The sequence below is a fragment of the Samsonia erythrinae genome (genome assembly GCF_004342665.1).
Taxonomy (GTDB): Bacteria; Pseudomonadota; Gammaproteobacteria; order Enterobacterales; family Enterobacteriaceae; genus Samsonia; species Samsonia erythrinae.
Genome location: NZ_SMBY01000001.1, coordinates 803,025 through 817,236 on the forward strand (window position 1 = coordinate 803,025; position 14,212 = coordinate 817,236).

Consider the following 14,212-nt stretch of genomic DNA (forward strand, 5'->3'; position numbering starts at 1 on the left):
GCCATTTTTGCTATGTGTGACCGGTGCTTTATGATTTATTATGGCGTTCTTTCAAACGGTTGATGATCGTCGCCAGCTCTAAATCCTGATCCTGTAGCAGCACCAGCAGGTGATACATCAAATCCGCCGCTTCGTTGGTTAGCTCTTCTCGGTCATGTACCGTTGCCGCGAGCGCGGTTTCTAACCCTTCCTCACCGACTTTCTGCGCTATGCGCTTGGTGCCGCTGGCATATAGACGCGCGGTGTAAGAGCTGTCTGGATCGGCCTGTTTGCGCTCAGCCAGCAGTTGCTCTAGCTGATAGAGGAAACCCCAATCGCTGATTGCCGGTGAGAAACAGCTGCTGTTGCCGAGATGACAGGTTGGCCCGATAGGATTAACCAGAATCAGCAACGTGTCGTTATCGCAGTCCGGTGTGATGGCGACGACATTCAGGAAATGACCGGATGATTCGCCTTTTGTCCATAGGCGCTGCTTGGTGCGTGAGAAAAACGTCACCTTGCCGCTTTCTTCGGTTGCCTGCAATGCCGCCTGATTCATGTAACCGAGCATCAGTACTTCACCGGATACGGCATGTTGTACGATGACGGGGAGCATCCCGCCCGTTTTGTTCCAATCGAGTTGGTTGCGTTGCTCGTCGTTTAAAAATCGTTGTTCGCTTAACACACCCGGATCTCCACACCCTGTTGCTTAAGATATTGTTTCAGCTCGCCAATATTAATGACCTGCTTGTGAAACACCGATGCCGCCAGCGCGCCGTCAACCTGAGCGGTTTGGAACGCATCCAGAAAGTGCGCCATCGTCCCCGCGCCGCCGGAAGCAATCAGCGGAACGTGACAGACGGCGCGTACCAGATTGAGCTGGTGTAAATCATAGCCGTTGCGCACACCATCCTGATTCATCATGTTCAGGACAATCTCACCCGCGCCGCGTTTTTGCACTTCCTCTACCCAGTCCAGCGTTTCCCAGGTGGTGACTTTAGTGCGCGCTTCATCGCCGGTGTATTGATTCACATGATACCGACCGGTAGCCGCATCATGCCAGGTATCGATGCCGACGACGATACACTGCACGCCATAACGATCGGCCAGACGGCTAATTAACGTCGGGTCGGCCAAAGCCGGTGAGTTGATGGAGATTTTATCCGCGCCAAAAGAGAGGATCTGTCCCGCTTCTTCCATGCTTTTGATTCCCCCGGCGACGCAGAAGGGAATGTCGATCACTTCCGCCACGCGAGAAACCCAGCTTTTATCGACGACGCGCCCATCGGAAGAGGCGGTGATATCATAAAAGACCAGCTCATCGGCACCTTCCTGCGCATAACGCTGCGCCAGAGGCACGATATCGCCGATGATTTCGTGGTTGCGAAACTGTACGCCTTTGACGACCTGACCATCGCGCACGTCCAGACAGGGGATTATCCGTTTTGCCAGCATGAAATAGCCTCCGCGACGTTAAATTTACCGTCCAGCAATGCGCGCCCAACGATGACGCCTTGCACGCCGCTGCCGCGTAAATCTGCGATATCGGAGAGCGAGCCAATGCCGCCGGATGCCTGAAAAGCGATCTGGGGATAGCGTTGGCTGACTTCACGATAGAGTGCGACGTTGGTCCCGCCCAGCGTACCGTCGCGGGAAATATCCGTGCACAGAACGTGTTTCAGACCGAACGGCAGATATTGTTCGATGATTTGTTCAAGCGTCGCGTCTGAGTTTTCCTGCCAGCCGCTGATGGCGACAAATTTCATACCGTCGGCGTTGATACGCACGTCCAGCGCCAGCACCAGCGCTTCGGGGCCGTAGCGGGTGAACCAGCGTTGAACGCGTTCTGGCTGGGTAACGGCGGTGGAGCCGATGACAACACGGCTGGCGCCAGCATTCAGTAGCGCTTCAACGTCCTGTTCGGTGCGGATGCCGCCGCCGATCTGTACCGGTACGCTAACCCCTGCCAGCAGGGACGTTAACAGCGGGATCTGGCGAGCGGACGGATCTTTCGCCCCGGTCAAATCGACCAGATGCAGCACGCCTGCTCCCTGTTGCTGATAATCTTGCAGGCGGGGAAGCGGGTCGCGACCATATTGGCGCTGCTGACCATAATCACCCTGATGCAGACGAACAACCTGTCCGTCGATCAGGTCTAATGCGGGAATAATCATGACGATCTACATCTCCAGAAAGTTTTTCAGCAGCTGCGCGCCCGCAGCACCAGAGCGTTCGGGGTGGAACTGCACGCCAAAGAAGTTCTCTTTTTCCACCGCGGCGGTAAAAGCAGCGCCGTAATTGACTTGCGCGATAGTGTTTTCACACACCGGCATCGCGTAGCTGTGGACGAAATAAAAGTAGGCGCCGTCGTCAATGCCACGGAATAAGCGGTGCCCGGCTTGTGGAATGACCTGATTCCAGCCCATGTGAGGCAGGGGCAAGCCGTCCGTGACCATCTTTTCCACCGGCGCGTTAATCATTCCCAACGTGGGCACGCCGCCGCTTTCGGCGCTGCACGTTCCCAATAACTGCATGCCGAGGCAAATTCCCAGAACGGGTTGGGTACAGGCCTTGATTAGCGCGATCAGGTCCCGTTCCTGCAACTGGTTCATTGCGGCCTGTGCGGTACCGACGCCGGGAAGAAACAGTTTGTCCGCTTGCAGAACAATGTCGGCATCGCGGCTGATCGTGGGGGCATACCCCAGTCGCTGCACCGCATAGGCCACCGATGACAGGTTTGCGCAGCCGGTATCCAGAATGACCACCTTCATCAGAGCACTCCTTTTGAGCTCGGCAACGTATCGCCTTCGACGCGGATCGCCTGACGCAGCGTGCGTCCAAACGCCTTAAACAGGCTTTCGACCCGGTGGTGGTCGTTACGCCCCTTGGTTTTCAGATGCAGGGTGCAGGCCATGGAATAAGACAGCGAACGGAAGAAGTGCTCCACCATTTCCGTACTCAAATCGCCGACGCGCTGATAGCTGAATTCGGCTTTGTATTCCAGATGCGGGCGGCCAGAGATATCCAGCGCGCAGCGCGCCAGACACTCATCCATTGGCAGGACGAAACCAAAACGGCCAATGCCGCGTTTGTCGCCCAACGCTTTGTTCAGCGCTTCGCCCAGCGCCAGACCGGTGTCTTCCACTGTGTGGTGATCGTCAATGTACAGATCGCCTTTCACTTCAATATTCATGCGGAACCCGCCGTGGGTGGCGATTTGATCCAGCATGTGGTCGAAGAAACCGACGCCGGTGTTGATCTTGCTGCCGCCTTCCTGATCCAGCCAGACGTTCACATCAATCGCGGTTTCACGCGTGACGCGGTTAACGTGCGCATGGCGGTTACGCTTGGTTAGCTGATGAGTGATGGTTTGCCAGTTGAGTCCGTCGCGCTGATAGCGCAGGCCGGTAATTCCCATGTTTTGCGCCAGTTGGAGGTCGGTCTCGCGATCGCCGATGACATAGCTCTGCGCAGCATCCATCAGGCCGTGGTTTAAATACGTGGTCACCAGCTCGGTTTTGGGTTTACGGCAGGCGCAGTTGTCCGCAGGTAAATGCGGACAGATTAGCACCTGCTCGAAACGGATCCCCTGCGACGTCAGAATTTGCATCATCAGGTTATGCGGCGGATCGAACGTTTCCTGAGGGAAGCTTGCCGTTCCCAGCCCGTCCTGATTCGTAATCATCACCAGCGTATAGCCCGCTTTTTGCAACGCCAGCAGCGAGGGAATGACATCTGGTTCCAGCGCCAGTTTATCCAGACGGTCAACCTGAAAATCCTCAGGTGGTTCAGCAATCAGTGTTCCGTCACGGTCGATAAAGAGGTATTTCTGGCCCACGGTGGCTCCTTAATATTAAGCGTTGATCCCCGGCAAGGATTGTAATGCAGCAACAACGCGCTCACATTCGTTGCGGTTGCCGATAGTGATACGCAAACAGCCTGCAAGGCCCGGCTGCTTATTTTGGTCGCGTAAGATAATGCCCTGATCCCACAGCGTTTTGAAGACGGTTGCGGAAGCGGTAAAGCGAACCAGCAAATAGTTGCTCACGCTGGGGAAAATGGCTTCGACACAGGGCAGGTTTTTTAAGGCGTCGTGAAGCCAGAGGCGGTTGGCGGTAATGTCTGCCACGTTTGCTTTCATTTTTGCTATGCCTTCGCGGCTTAATGCCTGCGCGGCAATATCCGCCACCGGAGTGGATAAGGGATAAGGCGCAATCACTTTTAGCAGGAGTTGAATGACATCGGGGTTGGCCAACGTAAAGCCACAGCGCAGGCCGGCAAGTGAAAACGCTTTGGATAACGTGCGCAAAATCACCAGATGTGGAAACTCGTTGAGCCAATTCGCGGTGGAGGCCTGTAGGCGAAACTCGATATAAGCCTCATCAATCACGACCAGCGCTTTTCCCTGGGCCATCGCCAGAACCTGACGCAAATCATCCGGCGCGAGCAGGTTGCCGGTTGGGTTATTGGGGCTGCAAAGATAAATAATTTTCGCGCCGTCTAACTGGGCACGGATTGAGTCAAGGTCTAACTGCCAGTCTGTTTTGCTGGCAGCCGTGCGGCGTTCGACGCCAAAGGTTTCGGCGCTGACGGCATACATGCCGTAGGTCGGCGGACAAAACAAAATGGCGTCTTTACCCGGTTCGCAGAAGGCGCGGATCAGCAATTCGATCCCTTCATCGGCGCCGCGGCTGACCAACACCTGTTCCGGTTGCACGCCGGCATAGTCCGCGTAGCGGTTGATGACCTGCGTGGGCTGGCATTCCGGGTAACGGTTCAGCGTTTGCAGCGTGAGCTGAAATTCCGGCGCCTGAGGATATTCATTGGCATTCAGCCAGACATCCCCTTGACCGCCGAGACGGCGTGCGGACTGGTACGGCGTTAATGCGCGAACGTTGGCGCGAGCCAGTTCTTCAATGCTGCTCATGCTTGCTCCTTGAGTGCGGCGACACGCAGGGTAACGGCGTTTTTGTGGGCGGTAAGCTGTTCGGCCTGCGCCAGTGTTTCTATGGTCGGCGCCAGTTGCAGTAAGCCCTGCGGCGTCAGTTGCTGAACTGTCATGCGTTTCTGGAAATCAGCCAGACCTAAACTGGAATAGGTTGAGGTATAGCCATAGGTTGGTAAGACATGGTTGGTTCCTGAGGCGTAATCACCCGCGGATTCCGGTGACCAGTCACCCAGAAAGACCGAGCCGGCGCTGGTGATGCTATCGACCAACGACGCAGCATCGCGCGTCTGGATGATCAGGTGTTCCGGACCATACTGATTGCTGATTTCAACGCACTGCGCCAAATCATGTGCGACGATGACACGACTGCTGGCGAGCGCCTGACGCGCAATCTCTGCTCGGGACAACTGCGCAAGCTGTTGCTCGACTTCGTCCGCGACGGCTTTTGCCATCGCGGGATCAGGTGTAAGCAGGATCACCTGTGAATCCGGGCCGTGCTCGGCCTGGGATAAAAGGTCGGATGCCACAAACGCCGGCGTCGCGCCGCTATCGGCGATCACCAGCACTTCAGAGGGACCTGCTGGCATATCAATCGCCGCGCCGTCAAGCTGTTGGCTAACCTGACGTTTGGCTTCCGTGACGTAGGCATTGCCGGGACCGAAAATTTTATCCACTTTCGTCACGCTTTCTGTGCCGAAGGCCATCGCCGCGATGGCTTGCGCGCCGCCGAGCTGAAACACCTCCTGAATGCCACACAGCTGTGCGGCGTACAGAATTTCATCGGCAATCGGGGGAGGAGAACACAGCACGACGCGTTGGCAGCCCGCGATGCGCGCAGGTGTTCCCAGCATTAAAACGGTTGACGGCAGAGGCGCAGAACCGCCGGGAATATACAGACCGACGGTGGCGATGGGGCGGGTAAGCTGCTGGCAGCGAACCCCCGGCTGCGTTTCGACATCGACGGTTGGCTGTTTTTGCGCGCGATGAAATGTCTCAATATTGCGCACGGCGATCGCCATCGCCTGCTTTACCTCGTCCGTCAGACGGGCGGACGCAGCGGCGATCTCGGCTTCGGTGACGCGAATGGCGTTGACCTTCACCTTATCGAACTGTGCGCTGTAGTCGCGCAGGGCGCTATCGCCGCGGCTTTTGACGTTTGCCAGAATGTCACTGACGACCGCGGTAATACGCTCGGAGGCGGAAATTGCCGGTCGGGTCAATAACCGGCGTTGCTCTTCCGGGGAGGAACGCTGCCAGTCGACCACGGTACTGAAGCTGCCGGTGTTTTTGAAGTTGGCGCTCATCGTCATCACTCCATCATTTTTTCAATGGGCAGCACCAGAATGGAACTGGCGCCGAGCAACTTCAGTTTTTCCATGGTTTCCCAGAACAACGTTTCGCTGCTGACCATGTGCATGGCAACGCGGCTTTGCTCTCCGGCCAGCGGAAGGATGGTAGGGCGCTCCGCCCCCGGCAGTAGCGCAATGATCTCATCCAGCCGCTCGCTGGGCGCGTGCAGCATGATGTATTTTGATTCGCGAGCCTGAATGACGCCCTGCATACGCGTCAGTAGTTTATCGATTAACTGCTGCTTCTCGGCGGGCATTTCGCCGTCGCGTTGAATCAGACAGGCTTTAGAGCGGTAAATCACTTCCACTTCGCGTAAGCCATTGGCTTCCAGCGTCGCTCCTGTTGACACGAGGTCGCAGATGGCATCGGCCAGACCGGCGCGTGGCGCGACTTCGACAGAGCCATTGAGCAGGCAGGATTTGAAATTAACGGATTGTCTGTCGAGATATTGTTTGAGCAGGTGAGGATACGAGGTGGCGATACGTTTATTTTGCAGGCATTGCGGGCCGGTATAGGCTTCATCCAGCGGCATTGCCAGCGACAGGCGGCACGCGCCGAAATCCAGACGACGCAGCGTGAAGTAACGCGGGTCTTCGCCCTGAGCGCGACGGCTGAGCAGTTCTTCTTCCAGTACATTTTCGCCGATGATGCCCAAATCGACTACGCCATCCATGACCAGACCGGGGATATCGTCATCGCGCACGCGCAGAATATCTATCGGCATATTTTCCGCGAACGCGATCAGGCGCTGTTGCTGTAAGTTGATTTTGATACCACAGCGCGCCAGCAGTTCGCGTGAATCGTCGCTCAGGCGACCTGACTTCTGCATTGCTATCCGTAAACGTGTTTTATCCAGCATGGAAACCTCATTACCCGTCAAATTTGCATGGCGCTAAAAAACAGCGCATATAAAAAAACCCTCGGAAGACGATCTTCCGAGGGCTCTCTTTGTGTTCTGCGCCACTGGAAGATCTGAACGTCTTCCAGCACCAATCGCCTGAAAGACTAGTCAGGGTGATGGTGATGATGGTGGTTAAACAGAACGCGTGTCATAAAATGTCTCTTGGTTGTTCCAATAGTTAAGGCGATGGCGTTGCCTGTTAACTAACCTAAACTATGTGCGGGCCGTTGTGCAACACTTTTTTAGCGGATGTGGGACGCTGATTCCGGTGAAGAGGCGTTGGCGCCTTCGTGCCGCAGATAATCGCAGAATACGAGCAGACCGGGCGAAATCGAATAGGCGCTGTAGCGATGGGCGTAAAAGCCGTTTACTCTGTATGCGAGTGTCGTGTTGATTACAGGCTCCTTGCGGGGGAACGGCTGATGAAAAAAGTATCGATTGTTGGATTGGGCTGGTTGGGAATGCCGTTGGCACTGGCGCTGAATGGGCTCGGCTATCAGGTGACGGGAAGTAAAACCACTCAGGACGGCGTTGAAGCGGCGCGGATGAGTGGGATCGAATGTTATCAGCTGGTGCTGACGCCAGAACTGGCGTGTGAGGCTGAAGCGCTCCGTACGCTGCTACAGGTTGACGTATTGATTGTGACGCTACCGGCCAGTCGTACGGCGGAAGGGGGGGAAGGCTATACGCAAGCCGTACAGCAGTTAGTGAATATGGCGCGTGTATTCCACGTGCCGCGTATTATTTTCACCAGTTCAACCTCCGTTTATGGCGATGACAGTGGTGTCGTAAAAGAAAATTCGCCGCTGCGTCCGACGACGAGCGCAGGGAAAACGTTGGCGTCTCTTGAACAGTGGCTACAGAATTTACCCGATACCTCCGTCGATGTGTTGCGTCTTGCGGGACTGGTGGGCGGCGAACGCCATCCCGGGCGTTTTCTGGCGGGGAAGACTAACCTGCCGCACGGTAATCATGGCGTAAATCTGGTGCATCAAGAGGATGTGTTGTCGGCGATTTTGTTACTGCTTAAGCGACCGAGCGGCGGGCATGTTTATAATCTGTGCGCGCCGCGGCATCCCGCCAGACAAGATTTTTATCCTGAACAAGCTCGTCGGCTTAACCTGGTTCCGCCGCAGTTTGCGCCGCTTACCGATCATCGTGAAGGTCGGATTGTCGATGGGCAGCGCATCTGCCATGAGCTTGGGTTCGAGTATCAATATCCTGACCCTGATATGATGCTACTGAACTGAACGAGCCGGTTTTTGCCATTCGGCTGGTGATATCGTCCGGTGTGTTCCACTAAAGTTGTTGAGAAATTTGCCGATATCGTCTGCGTTAATTTATATCATGCGATCTCAGGCACTCCTCGGTATTGTTTTCAAAAGTAGCCACCGCGGTGAAAACGCGCGATACCTGCTGATTGAAAGGTCACGAGGGGACATGCATTAATATAAGCCATTGATACAGTGGTGGAGATAGAAGCGGTGACTGAAAATATAAAAGAGCAGTTTGTTAAGCGCAACAAACTGGCTATTTGCGCAACGTTGCGTGAGTTAAAAAAGAATGATACTGCTCTGATGGTTCATCATTCTCAGGGGCAGTTCATCAGTAAAATTCTTGATGTGATGCCCGACGATGACCAATTTGTTTTCGATTTAGGTGGCGTAGAACGTGAAAACAGTCGTGCGCTCTATGCTGGGGCGCTGTCTTTTATTGCGGAGCCCGCGGGCGCAAAAGTCGAGTTTAAAGCGGTTATTGCAAAAACGATAGATTATAAAGGGCTGCCTGCGTTTGTCGCACAGCTTCCCGAGTCGCTTTACCTGATTCAGCGTCGTACCTATTTCCGTATTAATACGCCGCTGTGGCCGCCGTTGACATGCCGCGGCGAACTGCCGGATGAAAGTTCGTTCCTGTTTAACATCAAGGATCTTTCACTGGGAGGATTAAGCCTGTACACCGATCGTGATACCACAGGGTTGCTGACGAATGGCGACATGATAAAAGGTGTCGAGATGGATCTTGCCGACCACGGTTTCTTCTGTGTTGATTTGCAATTCGTGGGGCAAACGACGGTGAAGGTCGTCGATAATAAAGGCGAAGTGAAAATGACTCAGCGCCTGAGTTTCAAATTTCCTTCTTTGAGTGCTGTTCAGGAGCGGGATCTTCAGCAGGTTATTTTTGAATTGGAAAGTTTACAAAACGAAAAGAAAAAGCGGTTTCAGGAGTGATAATTTTTAGCGTGATATTTCGCGTTGGCTTCACACATTGCAGCTTAATAATTTAATAAACAAATAGTTATCTTATCATTTATCTACGCAGAATCCCCTTGCGCGTGGGGCAAGGTGTTTCCGTGTTGAAGAGCGCAAGCCAGCGCGGATTCAATTGGAAAGATGATGGTGATAATTAAATTGTTTCCAGCGCGTTCAGAGTCTTGTCAGATGCCGGCGTCTGGTGCAGAATACGCGCCTTACAAAATAACCGACGTTTAATAGCGTCGGTTATTTTTTTACATTTATGCTCGTGATACTTCGGTTTGCAGAGACGTAGTGTGGTTTATTTTTTGCGCTCTGTGGCCTAAGTTAATGGGTATAGGGTCTTTAACGAAAGAGGCCGGACAACGATCCGGATAGATAATTTTGTGTGTGCCTGCGAGCACAGTGAGGAAAGGAAAAATGGGGCAATCATTCGTACCGGTGCCCGCCGGTTGGTGCTGTATAGACATTGGTTATGGCGCGACACAGTCGCAAGTTATCTCTGGTGCTGTTTCAGCCACCTTTTCTCGTTGTGATGCAGGTGATCTCTGTATCCATTCTCTGATTTCCCAGGCGCTGATATGTGATTACGCTGTTTCAGGCCGGGTTCACGGGGGGGCGCGTCATGTCTGATATTAACGCCTCTGTAAAACGCACTCAGTTAAAGAGAACGCTCACGCTATGGCCGGTCGTTATGATGGGGTTGGCGTACATGCAGCCGATGACCATTTTCGACACATTTGGCATCGTGTCTGGCCTGACTGACGGCCATGTCGCGACCGCTTACGCCTTTGCGCTGGCGGGTATTCTGTTTACGGCACTAAGCTATGGCAAATTGGTAAGACGTTTCCCGTCTGCCGGCTCTGCCTATACCTATGCGCAAAAGGCCATCAGTCCGCACGTTGGATTTATGGTTGGTTGGTCGTCGCTGTTGGACTATCTGTTCATGCCGATGATCAATATCCTGCTGGCGAAAATCTATCTGGAAGCGATATTCCCCGGCGTGCCGTCATGGATTTTTGTGGCGGTGCTGGTCGGTCTGATGACGCTGTTTAACCTGCGTGGCATCAATCTGGTCGCGAATCTGAACTCGATTATCGTCGTGGTACAGGTTGCCATCATGGCCGTGTTCCTCGGGCTGGTGATCCATGGCGTGTATCAGGGCGAAGGGGCGGGAACGCTGACCAGTATGCGTCCGTTCTGGTCTGAAAACGCCCATGTGGTGCCGATGATAACCGGGGCAACGATCCTTTGCTTCTCATTCCTGGGCTTTGACGGTATTAGTTCTTTATCGGAAGAAACGCAGGATGCCAGCCGGGTGATCCCGAAAGCCATTTTCCTGACTGCGCTGATTGGCGGCGTGATCTTTATCGCCGTGTCATATTTCCTACAACTGTATTTTCCGGATATTTCGCGTTTTAAAGATCCGGATGCGTCTCAGCCGGAAATTATGCTGTATGTGGCCGGTAAATTCTTCCAGTCCATCATTCTGGTGTTTTCCTGCGTGACGGTGCTGGCATCCGGTATGGCTGCCCATGCGGGCGTGTCTCGCCTGATGTATGTGATGGGGCGTGATGGCGTATTCCCGGAACGCTTTTTCGGCTTTGTTCATCCGAAGTGGCGCACGCCGTCCCTGAACGTTTTGCTGGTCGGCGCGATTGCGTTGTCTGCTGTTTCGTTCGATCTGGTAACGGCAACCGCGCTGATTAACTTCGGGGCGTTGGTGGCGTTCACGTTTGTGAACCTGTCGGTTATCTCGCAGTTCTATATCCGCGAGCGCCGTAATCGCACGCTGAAAGACACCATCAACTTCCTTGTGCTGCCGGTGATGGGGGCGTTGACGGTTGGGGCGCTGTGGGTGAATCTGGAAGCCAGCTCTATGACGTTGGGTCTGGTTTGGGCGACGATCGGTCTGCTGTATCTGGCATTTGTGACGCGTAGCTTCCGCCAGCCGGTGCCGCAATGCCGCGAAGAGTTGATATAACGATTTGATTTCGATTGCATAAAATAGGAAAAGCGGAGCATGTTGGCTCCGCTTTTTTTTAGCGACGATACTTGCTCGCCCATTATTGTGACAACGTCACCTGAAAACACTTTGCATGTTTTTCGGTCTTATCCCACCAGCTCCTGTGCGTAGGCGTAAAGCGCTTTAAGCAGAGCCTGCTTCTCTTTATCGTTCTCATGAAGCTGATACAAATCGTTTAGCGCGGAAAGATAGGCCTGTAAGCGCTCCGGCGTAAATATTTTCCGACGATGCTGAAGCCAGCGCTGCTGTTCGCGGTCATCCAGCGTGCCGGGAAAATTGCGGGCGCGATAGCGAAAGAACAACGGCTCCAGACGATGATCGGCGAAGGTGAGATCCAGCGCCGGGAGATTCTGCGGGGCGGTTTGCTGAATGATCTTCATCGCAGTGCGGTCGGCATCGCCAAAGAAACCGTCATAAAGCCGCAAATCGACATCGTCAGGAACGGCGAACGCCGGTGCTTCAGCAAACAGCGCCACGACTTTTTCCCTGACGACAGGGTTGCTGCGCAGCAATGCCAGATTATCCAGACAGCGTTGGCGGTCAATGCCCAGCCTTGCCGCGTCTTCCGGGCGTAATGTAGCGGCGGGCGCCAATACCGGGCATTTATTGACGTGAACCAGCTTGAGTGGCACGGCGCTCTGATCGACGGCCAATTCATCCCGGCGCGTATACAATCGCTCACGTAATGCTTCGCTGTCCAGCTCCAGCAGCGGCGTCATGTCCCCCGCCAGATCGCACACGATCACCGCGTTACGATTATCCGGGTGCCAGGCCAGCGGCACCACCCAACTGGTATTGCCTCGCGCCGCGCCGAACATACCGGAGACGTGAACAAGCGGCTTCATGTTCGGGATATCGATTAATGCGGCGATTTTGTTTTTGTTGCGCAGTTGGAACAGGTAGTCAAATAGCTTGGGCTGCGCCTGCTTGAACTGTTTTGCCATGGCGATGGTGGCATAAACGTCGGACATCGCATCGTGTGCCTGTTCATGCGAAATGCCGTTTGCTTTCGTCAGGTGCTCAAGACGAAAACTCGGCAGCCCATCATCGTTTTCGGGCCAGACGATGCCTTCCGGCCGCAGGGCGTAGCAGGCCCGTAACGCATCCAGCAGATCCCAACGGGAATTACCGTTCTGCCAACTGTAAGCGTAAGGATCGTAGAAGTTGCGATAGAAAATATTACGACTGACTTCATCATCAAAACGAATGTTGTTGTAACCCATGATGCAGGTGCCGGGCACGCTGAACGCGTCGTGGATCTGACGGGCGAATTCTGCTTCATTTACCCCGTTGGCCAATGCGACCTGTGGCGTAATTCCGGTGATCATCACCGCTTCCGGTTCCGGCAGATAATCATCGGCGGGGCGGCAATAAATCACCAGCGGCTCGCCGATGATATTGAAGTCCATATCGGTACGAACGCCGGCGAACTGCGCAGGACGATCGCGCGCCGGGTGTTTCCCGAAGGTTTCATAGTCGTGAACAAAGAAAGTGGGTTGTGTTTTATCGGCCATATTATGCAGTTAGCTACGTGTACGCGCTGAGCCTGACGTCAAAAAAACAGGCTGGGAAACCGCAAGGATATCATCAAATCCGCTTCTCTGTGGTGCTTTCCTGGCTGACATCAATCGGCAGGCAGACATAATCACTAGGCATGAGTGTGTCCGTTCGGTTACAATTTTCGCATTAATGCGAATGATAATTAAATTCTTTATTGCCCTCGAAATTGCTCCACTAGGCAATATCCGGCAACAAACCACGAAATGGAGAACAGACTTATGCGGTTAAATGCGGTGCGATTAAATGCGGCGTTTGCAGTCAAGGCGACATTGCTGGCATCGATGTTTGTCCTGGCCGGGTGCGATCAACAGGCGCCGTCTTCAGACGGCAACCACACGATAAGCATTGAGCATGCGCAGGGAACCACTCAGGTTCCGCAGCCGCCGAAAAACGTCATCGTCTTCGATCCCGCCGTTCTGGATACGCTGGATGCGCTGAACGTAGAAGGGATTGCCGGCGTCCCGAAAAGCAGTACGCCGCTGCCTGCGTTTTTATCGAAATACGCCAGCGACCGTTATCTGAACGCGGGGACGCTGTTTGAACCTGCCTATGAAGCGCTTAGCAGCGCCAAGCCCGACCTGATTATCGCCGGTGGGCGCACGCGGGATGCCTACGAAAAACTGAGCGGTATTGCCCCTACGATCTCGATGGATGTAGATGAACACCAGTTCATGACGAGCTTTACCCAGCGTGTCGAACAGTTGGGTACGATCTTTGGTAAAGAAGAAGAGGCGAAAAAACAGCTGGAGGCGTTCAAACAGCAGATCGCTCAAACGCGCGCGAAAACGGATAACGTGGGAAATGCGCTGGTTCTGATGATCAGCGGCGGCAAAATGTCAGCCTACGGCCCGCAATCACGCTTTGGTTTTGTGTTTGACGAATTGGGCTTCAAACCGGCGACCACGTTTCCTGAATCCGGGCGTCACGGCAACGTCGTAACGTCAGAGTTTTTGCTGAGTGTAAACCCGGAATGGCTATTCATTCTCGATCGTGACAGCGCGATAGGCCGTTCAGGGGGGGAATCCGCACGGCAGGTGCTGGACAACCCACTGATTCATAAAACCGATGCCTGGAAAAATAATCACGTGGTTTATCTGGATTCCGCATCGCTGTATATCGCCGGGGGACTGCAAAGCTACAACAACCTCGTGAGTACCGTTAATGATGCATTAGATAAGAAATAACGGCGAGTGACG

Annotated in this window: 14 protein-coding genes and 1 other annotated feature; of the genes, 4 read left to right on the forward strand and 10 right to left on the reverse strand. The window is 54.1% G+C overall.

The annotated features are described in order from the left end of the window. Positions 1 to 28: 28 nt before the first annotated feature. From hisIE to hisL, 9 genes are all read right to left on the reverse strand, one after another. Positions 29 to 664 (reverse strand): bifunctional phosphoribosyl-AMP cyclohydrolase/phosphoribosyl-ATP diphosphatase HisIE, encoded by a 636-nt coding sequence (gene hisIE, locus EDC54_RS03575; protein WP_132453262.1) that lies wholly within the window; start codon positions 662 to 664, stop codon positions 29 to 31. After that, positions 658 to 1,434, reverse strand: a complete 777-nt coding sequence (hisF, locus tag EDC54_RS03580; protein ID WP_132453264.1) for an imidazole glycerol phosphate synthase subunit HisF — start codon at positions 1,432 to 1,434, stop codon at positions 658 to 660. The genes hisIE and hisF overlap by 7 nt, the downstream gene beginning before the upstream one ends. After that, positions 1,416 to 2,153, reverse strand: coding sequence for a 1-(5-phosphoribosyl)-5-[(5-phosphoribosylamino)methylideneamino]imidazole-4-carboxamide isomerase (hisA, locus tag EDC54_RS03585; RefSeq protein ID WP_132453266.1), 738 nt, complete (start codon positions 2,151 to 2,153; stop codon positions 1,416 to 1,418). Before hisA ends, hisF begins: the two co-directional genes overlap by 19 nt. A 6-nt stretch (positions 2,154 to 2,159) precedes the next feature. Then, complete coding sequence (gene hisH, locus EDC54_RS03590; protein ID WP_132453268.1) at positions 2,160 to 2,750, reverse strand: imidazole glycerol phosphate synthase subunit HisH; 591 nt, start codon at positions 2,748 to 2,750, stop codon at positions 2,160 to 2,162. After that, positions 2,750 to 3,817: a bifunctional histidinol-phosphatase/imidazoleglycerol-phosphate dehydratase HisB gene (gene hisB / locus EDC54_RS03595; RefSeq protein ID WP_132453270.1), complete on the reverse strand. Its 1,068-nt coding sequence runs from the start codon at positions 3,815 to 3,817 to the stop codon at positions 2,750 to 2,752. Before hisB ends, hisH begins: the two co-directional genes overlap by 1 nt. A 15-nt stretch (positions 3,818 to 3,832) precedes the next feature. Next, complete coding sequence (gene hisC / locus EDC54_RS03600; protein ID WP_132453272.1) at positions 3,833 to 4,906, reverse strand: histidinol-phosphate transaminase; 1,074 nt, start codon at positions 4,904 to 4,906, stop codon at positions 3,833 to 3,835. Next, positions 4,903 to 6,231, reverse strand: a complete 1,329-nt coding sequence (gene hisD, locus EDC54_RS03605) for a histidinol dehydrogenase (protein ID WP_132453274.1) — start codon at positions 6,229 to 6,231, stop codon at positions 4,903 to 4,905. The genes hisC and hisD overlap by 4 nt, the downstream gene beginning before the upstream one ends. A 5-nt stretch (positions 6,232 to 6,236) precedes the next feature. Then, the gene (gene hisG, locus EDC54_RS03610; protein WP_132453276.1) at positions 6,237 to 7,136 is read right to left on the reverse strand and encodes an ATP phosphoribosyltransferase; all 900 of its coding nucleotides are present in this window, start codon (positions 7,134 to 7,136) and stop codon (positions 6,237 to 6,239) included. Positions 7,137 to 7,185: 49 nt separating this feature from the next. Then, positions 7,186 to 7,307 (reverse strand) — a sequence feature (His leader region). Continuing rightward, the gene (hisL, locus tag EDC54_RS03615) at positions 7,283 to 7,330 is read right to left on the reverse strand and encodes a his operon leader peptide (RefSeq protein WP_106389040.1); all 48 of its coding nucleotides are present in this window, start codon (positions 7,328 to 7,330) and stop codon (positions 7,283 to 7,285) included. Its footprint overlaps the feature before it by 25 nt. Before the next feature lie 270 nt (positions 7,331 to 7,600). Here hisL and EDC54_RS03620 point away from each other — a divergent pair, with 270 nt between their 5' ends. The 3 genes from EDC54_RS03620 (at position 7,601) to EDC54_RS03635 (ending at position 11,414) form a co-directional block, all read left to right on the forward strand. Further along, positions 7,601 to 8,428 (forward strand): SDR family oxidoreductase, encoded by an 828-nt coding sequence (locus EDC54_RS03620; RefSeq protein WP_132453278.1) that lies wholly within the window; start codon positions 7,601 to 7,603, stop codon positions 8,426 to 8,428. 225 nt (positions 8,429 to 8,653) lie between these two features. Next, complete coding sequence (locus EDC54_RS03625) at positions 8,654 to 9,406, forward strand: flagellar brake protein (protein WP_132453660.1); 753 nt, start codon at positions 8,654 to 8,656, stop codon at positions 9,404 to 9,406. Positions 9,407 to 10,055: 649 nt separating this feature from the next. Next, positions 10,056 to 11,414: an APC family permease gene (locus EDC54_RS03635; RefSeq protein ID WP_132453282.1), complete on the forward strand. Its 1,359-nt coding sequence runs from the start codon at positions 10,056 to 10,058 to the stop codon at positions 11,412 to 11,414. Positions 11,415 to 11,542: 128 nt separating this feature from the next. Here the strand turns inward: EDC54_RS03635 and sbcB are convergent, their stop codons facing one another. Next, positions 11,543 to 12,970, reverse strand: coding sequence for an exodeoxyribonuclease I (sbcB, locus tag EDC54_RS03640; RefSeq protein WP_132453284.1), 1,428 nt, complete (start codon positions 12,968 to 12,970; stop codon positions 11,543 to 11,545). 264 nt (positions 12,971 to 13,234) lie between these two features. On the opposite strand from sbcB, the gene EDC54_RS03645 reads away from it, so the two are divergent. Next, on the forward strand, positions 13,235 to 14,200 hold the full coding sequence (locus tag EDC54_RS03645) for a siderophore ABC transporter substrate-binding protein (protein WP_132453286.1): 966 nt from the start codon (positions 13,235 to 13,237) through the stop codon (positions 14,198 to 14,200). The last annotated feature ends 12 nt before the right edge of the window (positions 14,201 to 14,212 follow it).

Excerpts from the sequence above, each read along its gene's own strand:
- hisC (WP_132453272.1), bottom strand. The coding sequence starts at position 4,906 with ATGAGCAGCATTGAAGAACTGGCTCGCGCCAACGTTCGCGCATTAACG.
- hisA (WP_132453266.1), bottom strand. The coding sequence starts at position 2,153 with ATGATTATTCCCGCATTAGACCTGATCGACGGACAGGTTGTTCGTCTG.
- EDC54_RS03635 (WP_132453282.1), top strand. The coding sequence starts at position 10,056 with ATGTCTGATATTAACGCCTCTGTAAAACGCACTCAGTTAAAGAGAACG.
- hisG (WP_132453276.1), bottom strand. The coding sequence starts at position 7,136 with ATGCTGGATAAAACACGTTTACGGATAGCAATGCAGAAGTCAGGTCGC.
- hisD (WP_132453274.1), bottom strand. The coding sequence starts at position 6,231 with ATGAGCGCCAACTTCAAAAACACCGGCAGCTTCAGTACCGTGGTCGAC.
- hisH (WP_132453268.1), bottom strand. The coding sequence starts at position 2,750 with ATGAAGGTGGTCATTCTGGATACCGGCTGCGCAAACCTGTCATCGGTG.
- EDC54_RS03620 (WP_132453278.1), top strand. The coding sequence starts at position 7,601 with ATGAAAAAAGTATCGATTGTTGGATTGGGCTGGTTGGGAATGCCGTTG.
- sbcB (WP_132453284.1), bottom strand. The coding sequence starts at position 12,970 with ATGGCCGATAAAACACAACCCACTTTCTTTGTTCACGACTATGAAACC.
- hisF (WP_132453264.1), bottom strand. The coding sequence starts at position 1,434 with ATGCTGGCAAAACGGATAATCCCCTGTCTGGACGTGCGCGATGGTCAG.
- EDC54_RS03645 (WP_132453286.1), top strand. The coding sequence starts at position 13,235 with ATGCGGTTAAATGCGGTGCGATTAAATGCGGCGTTTGCAGTCAAGGCG.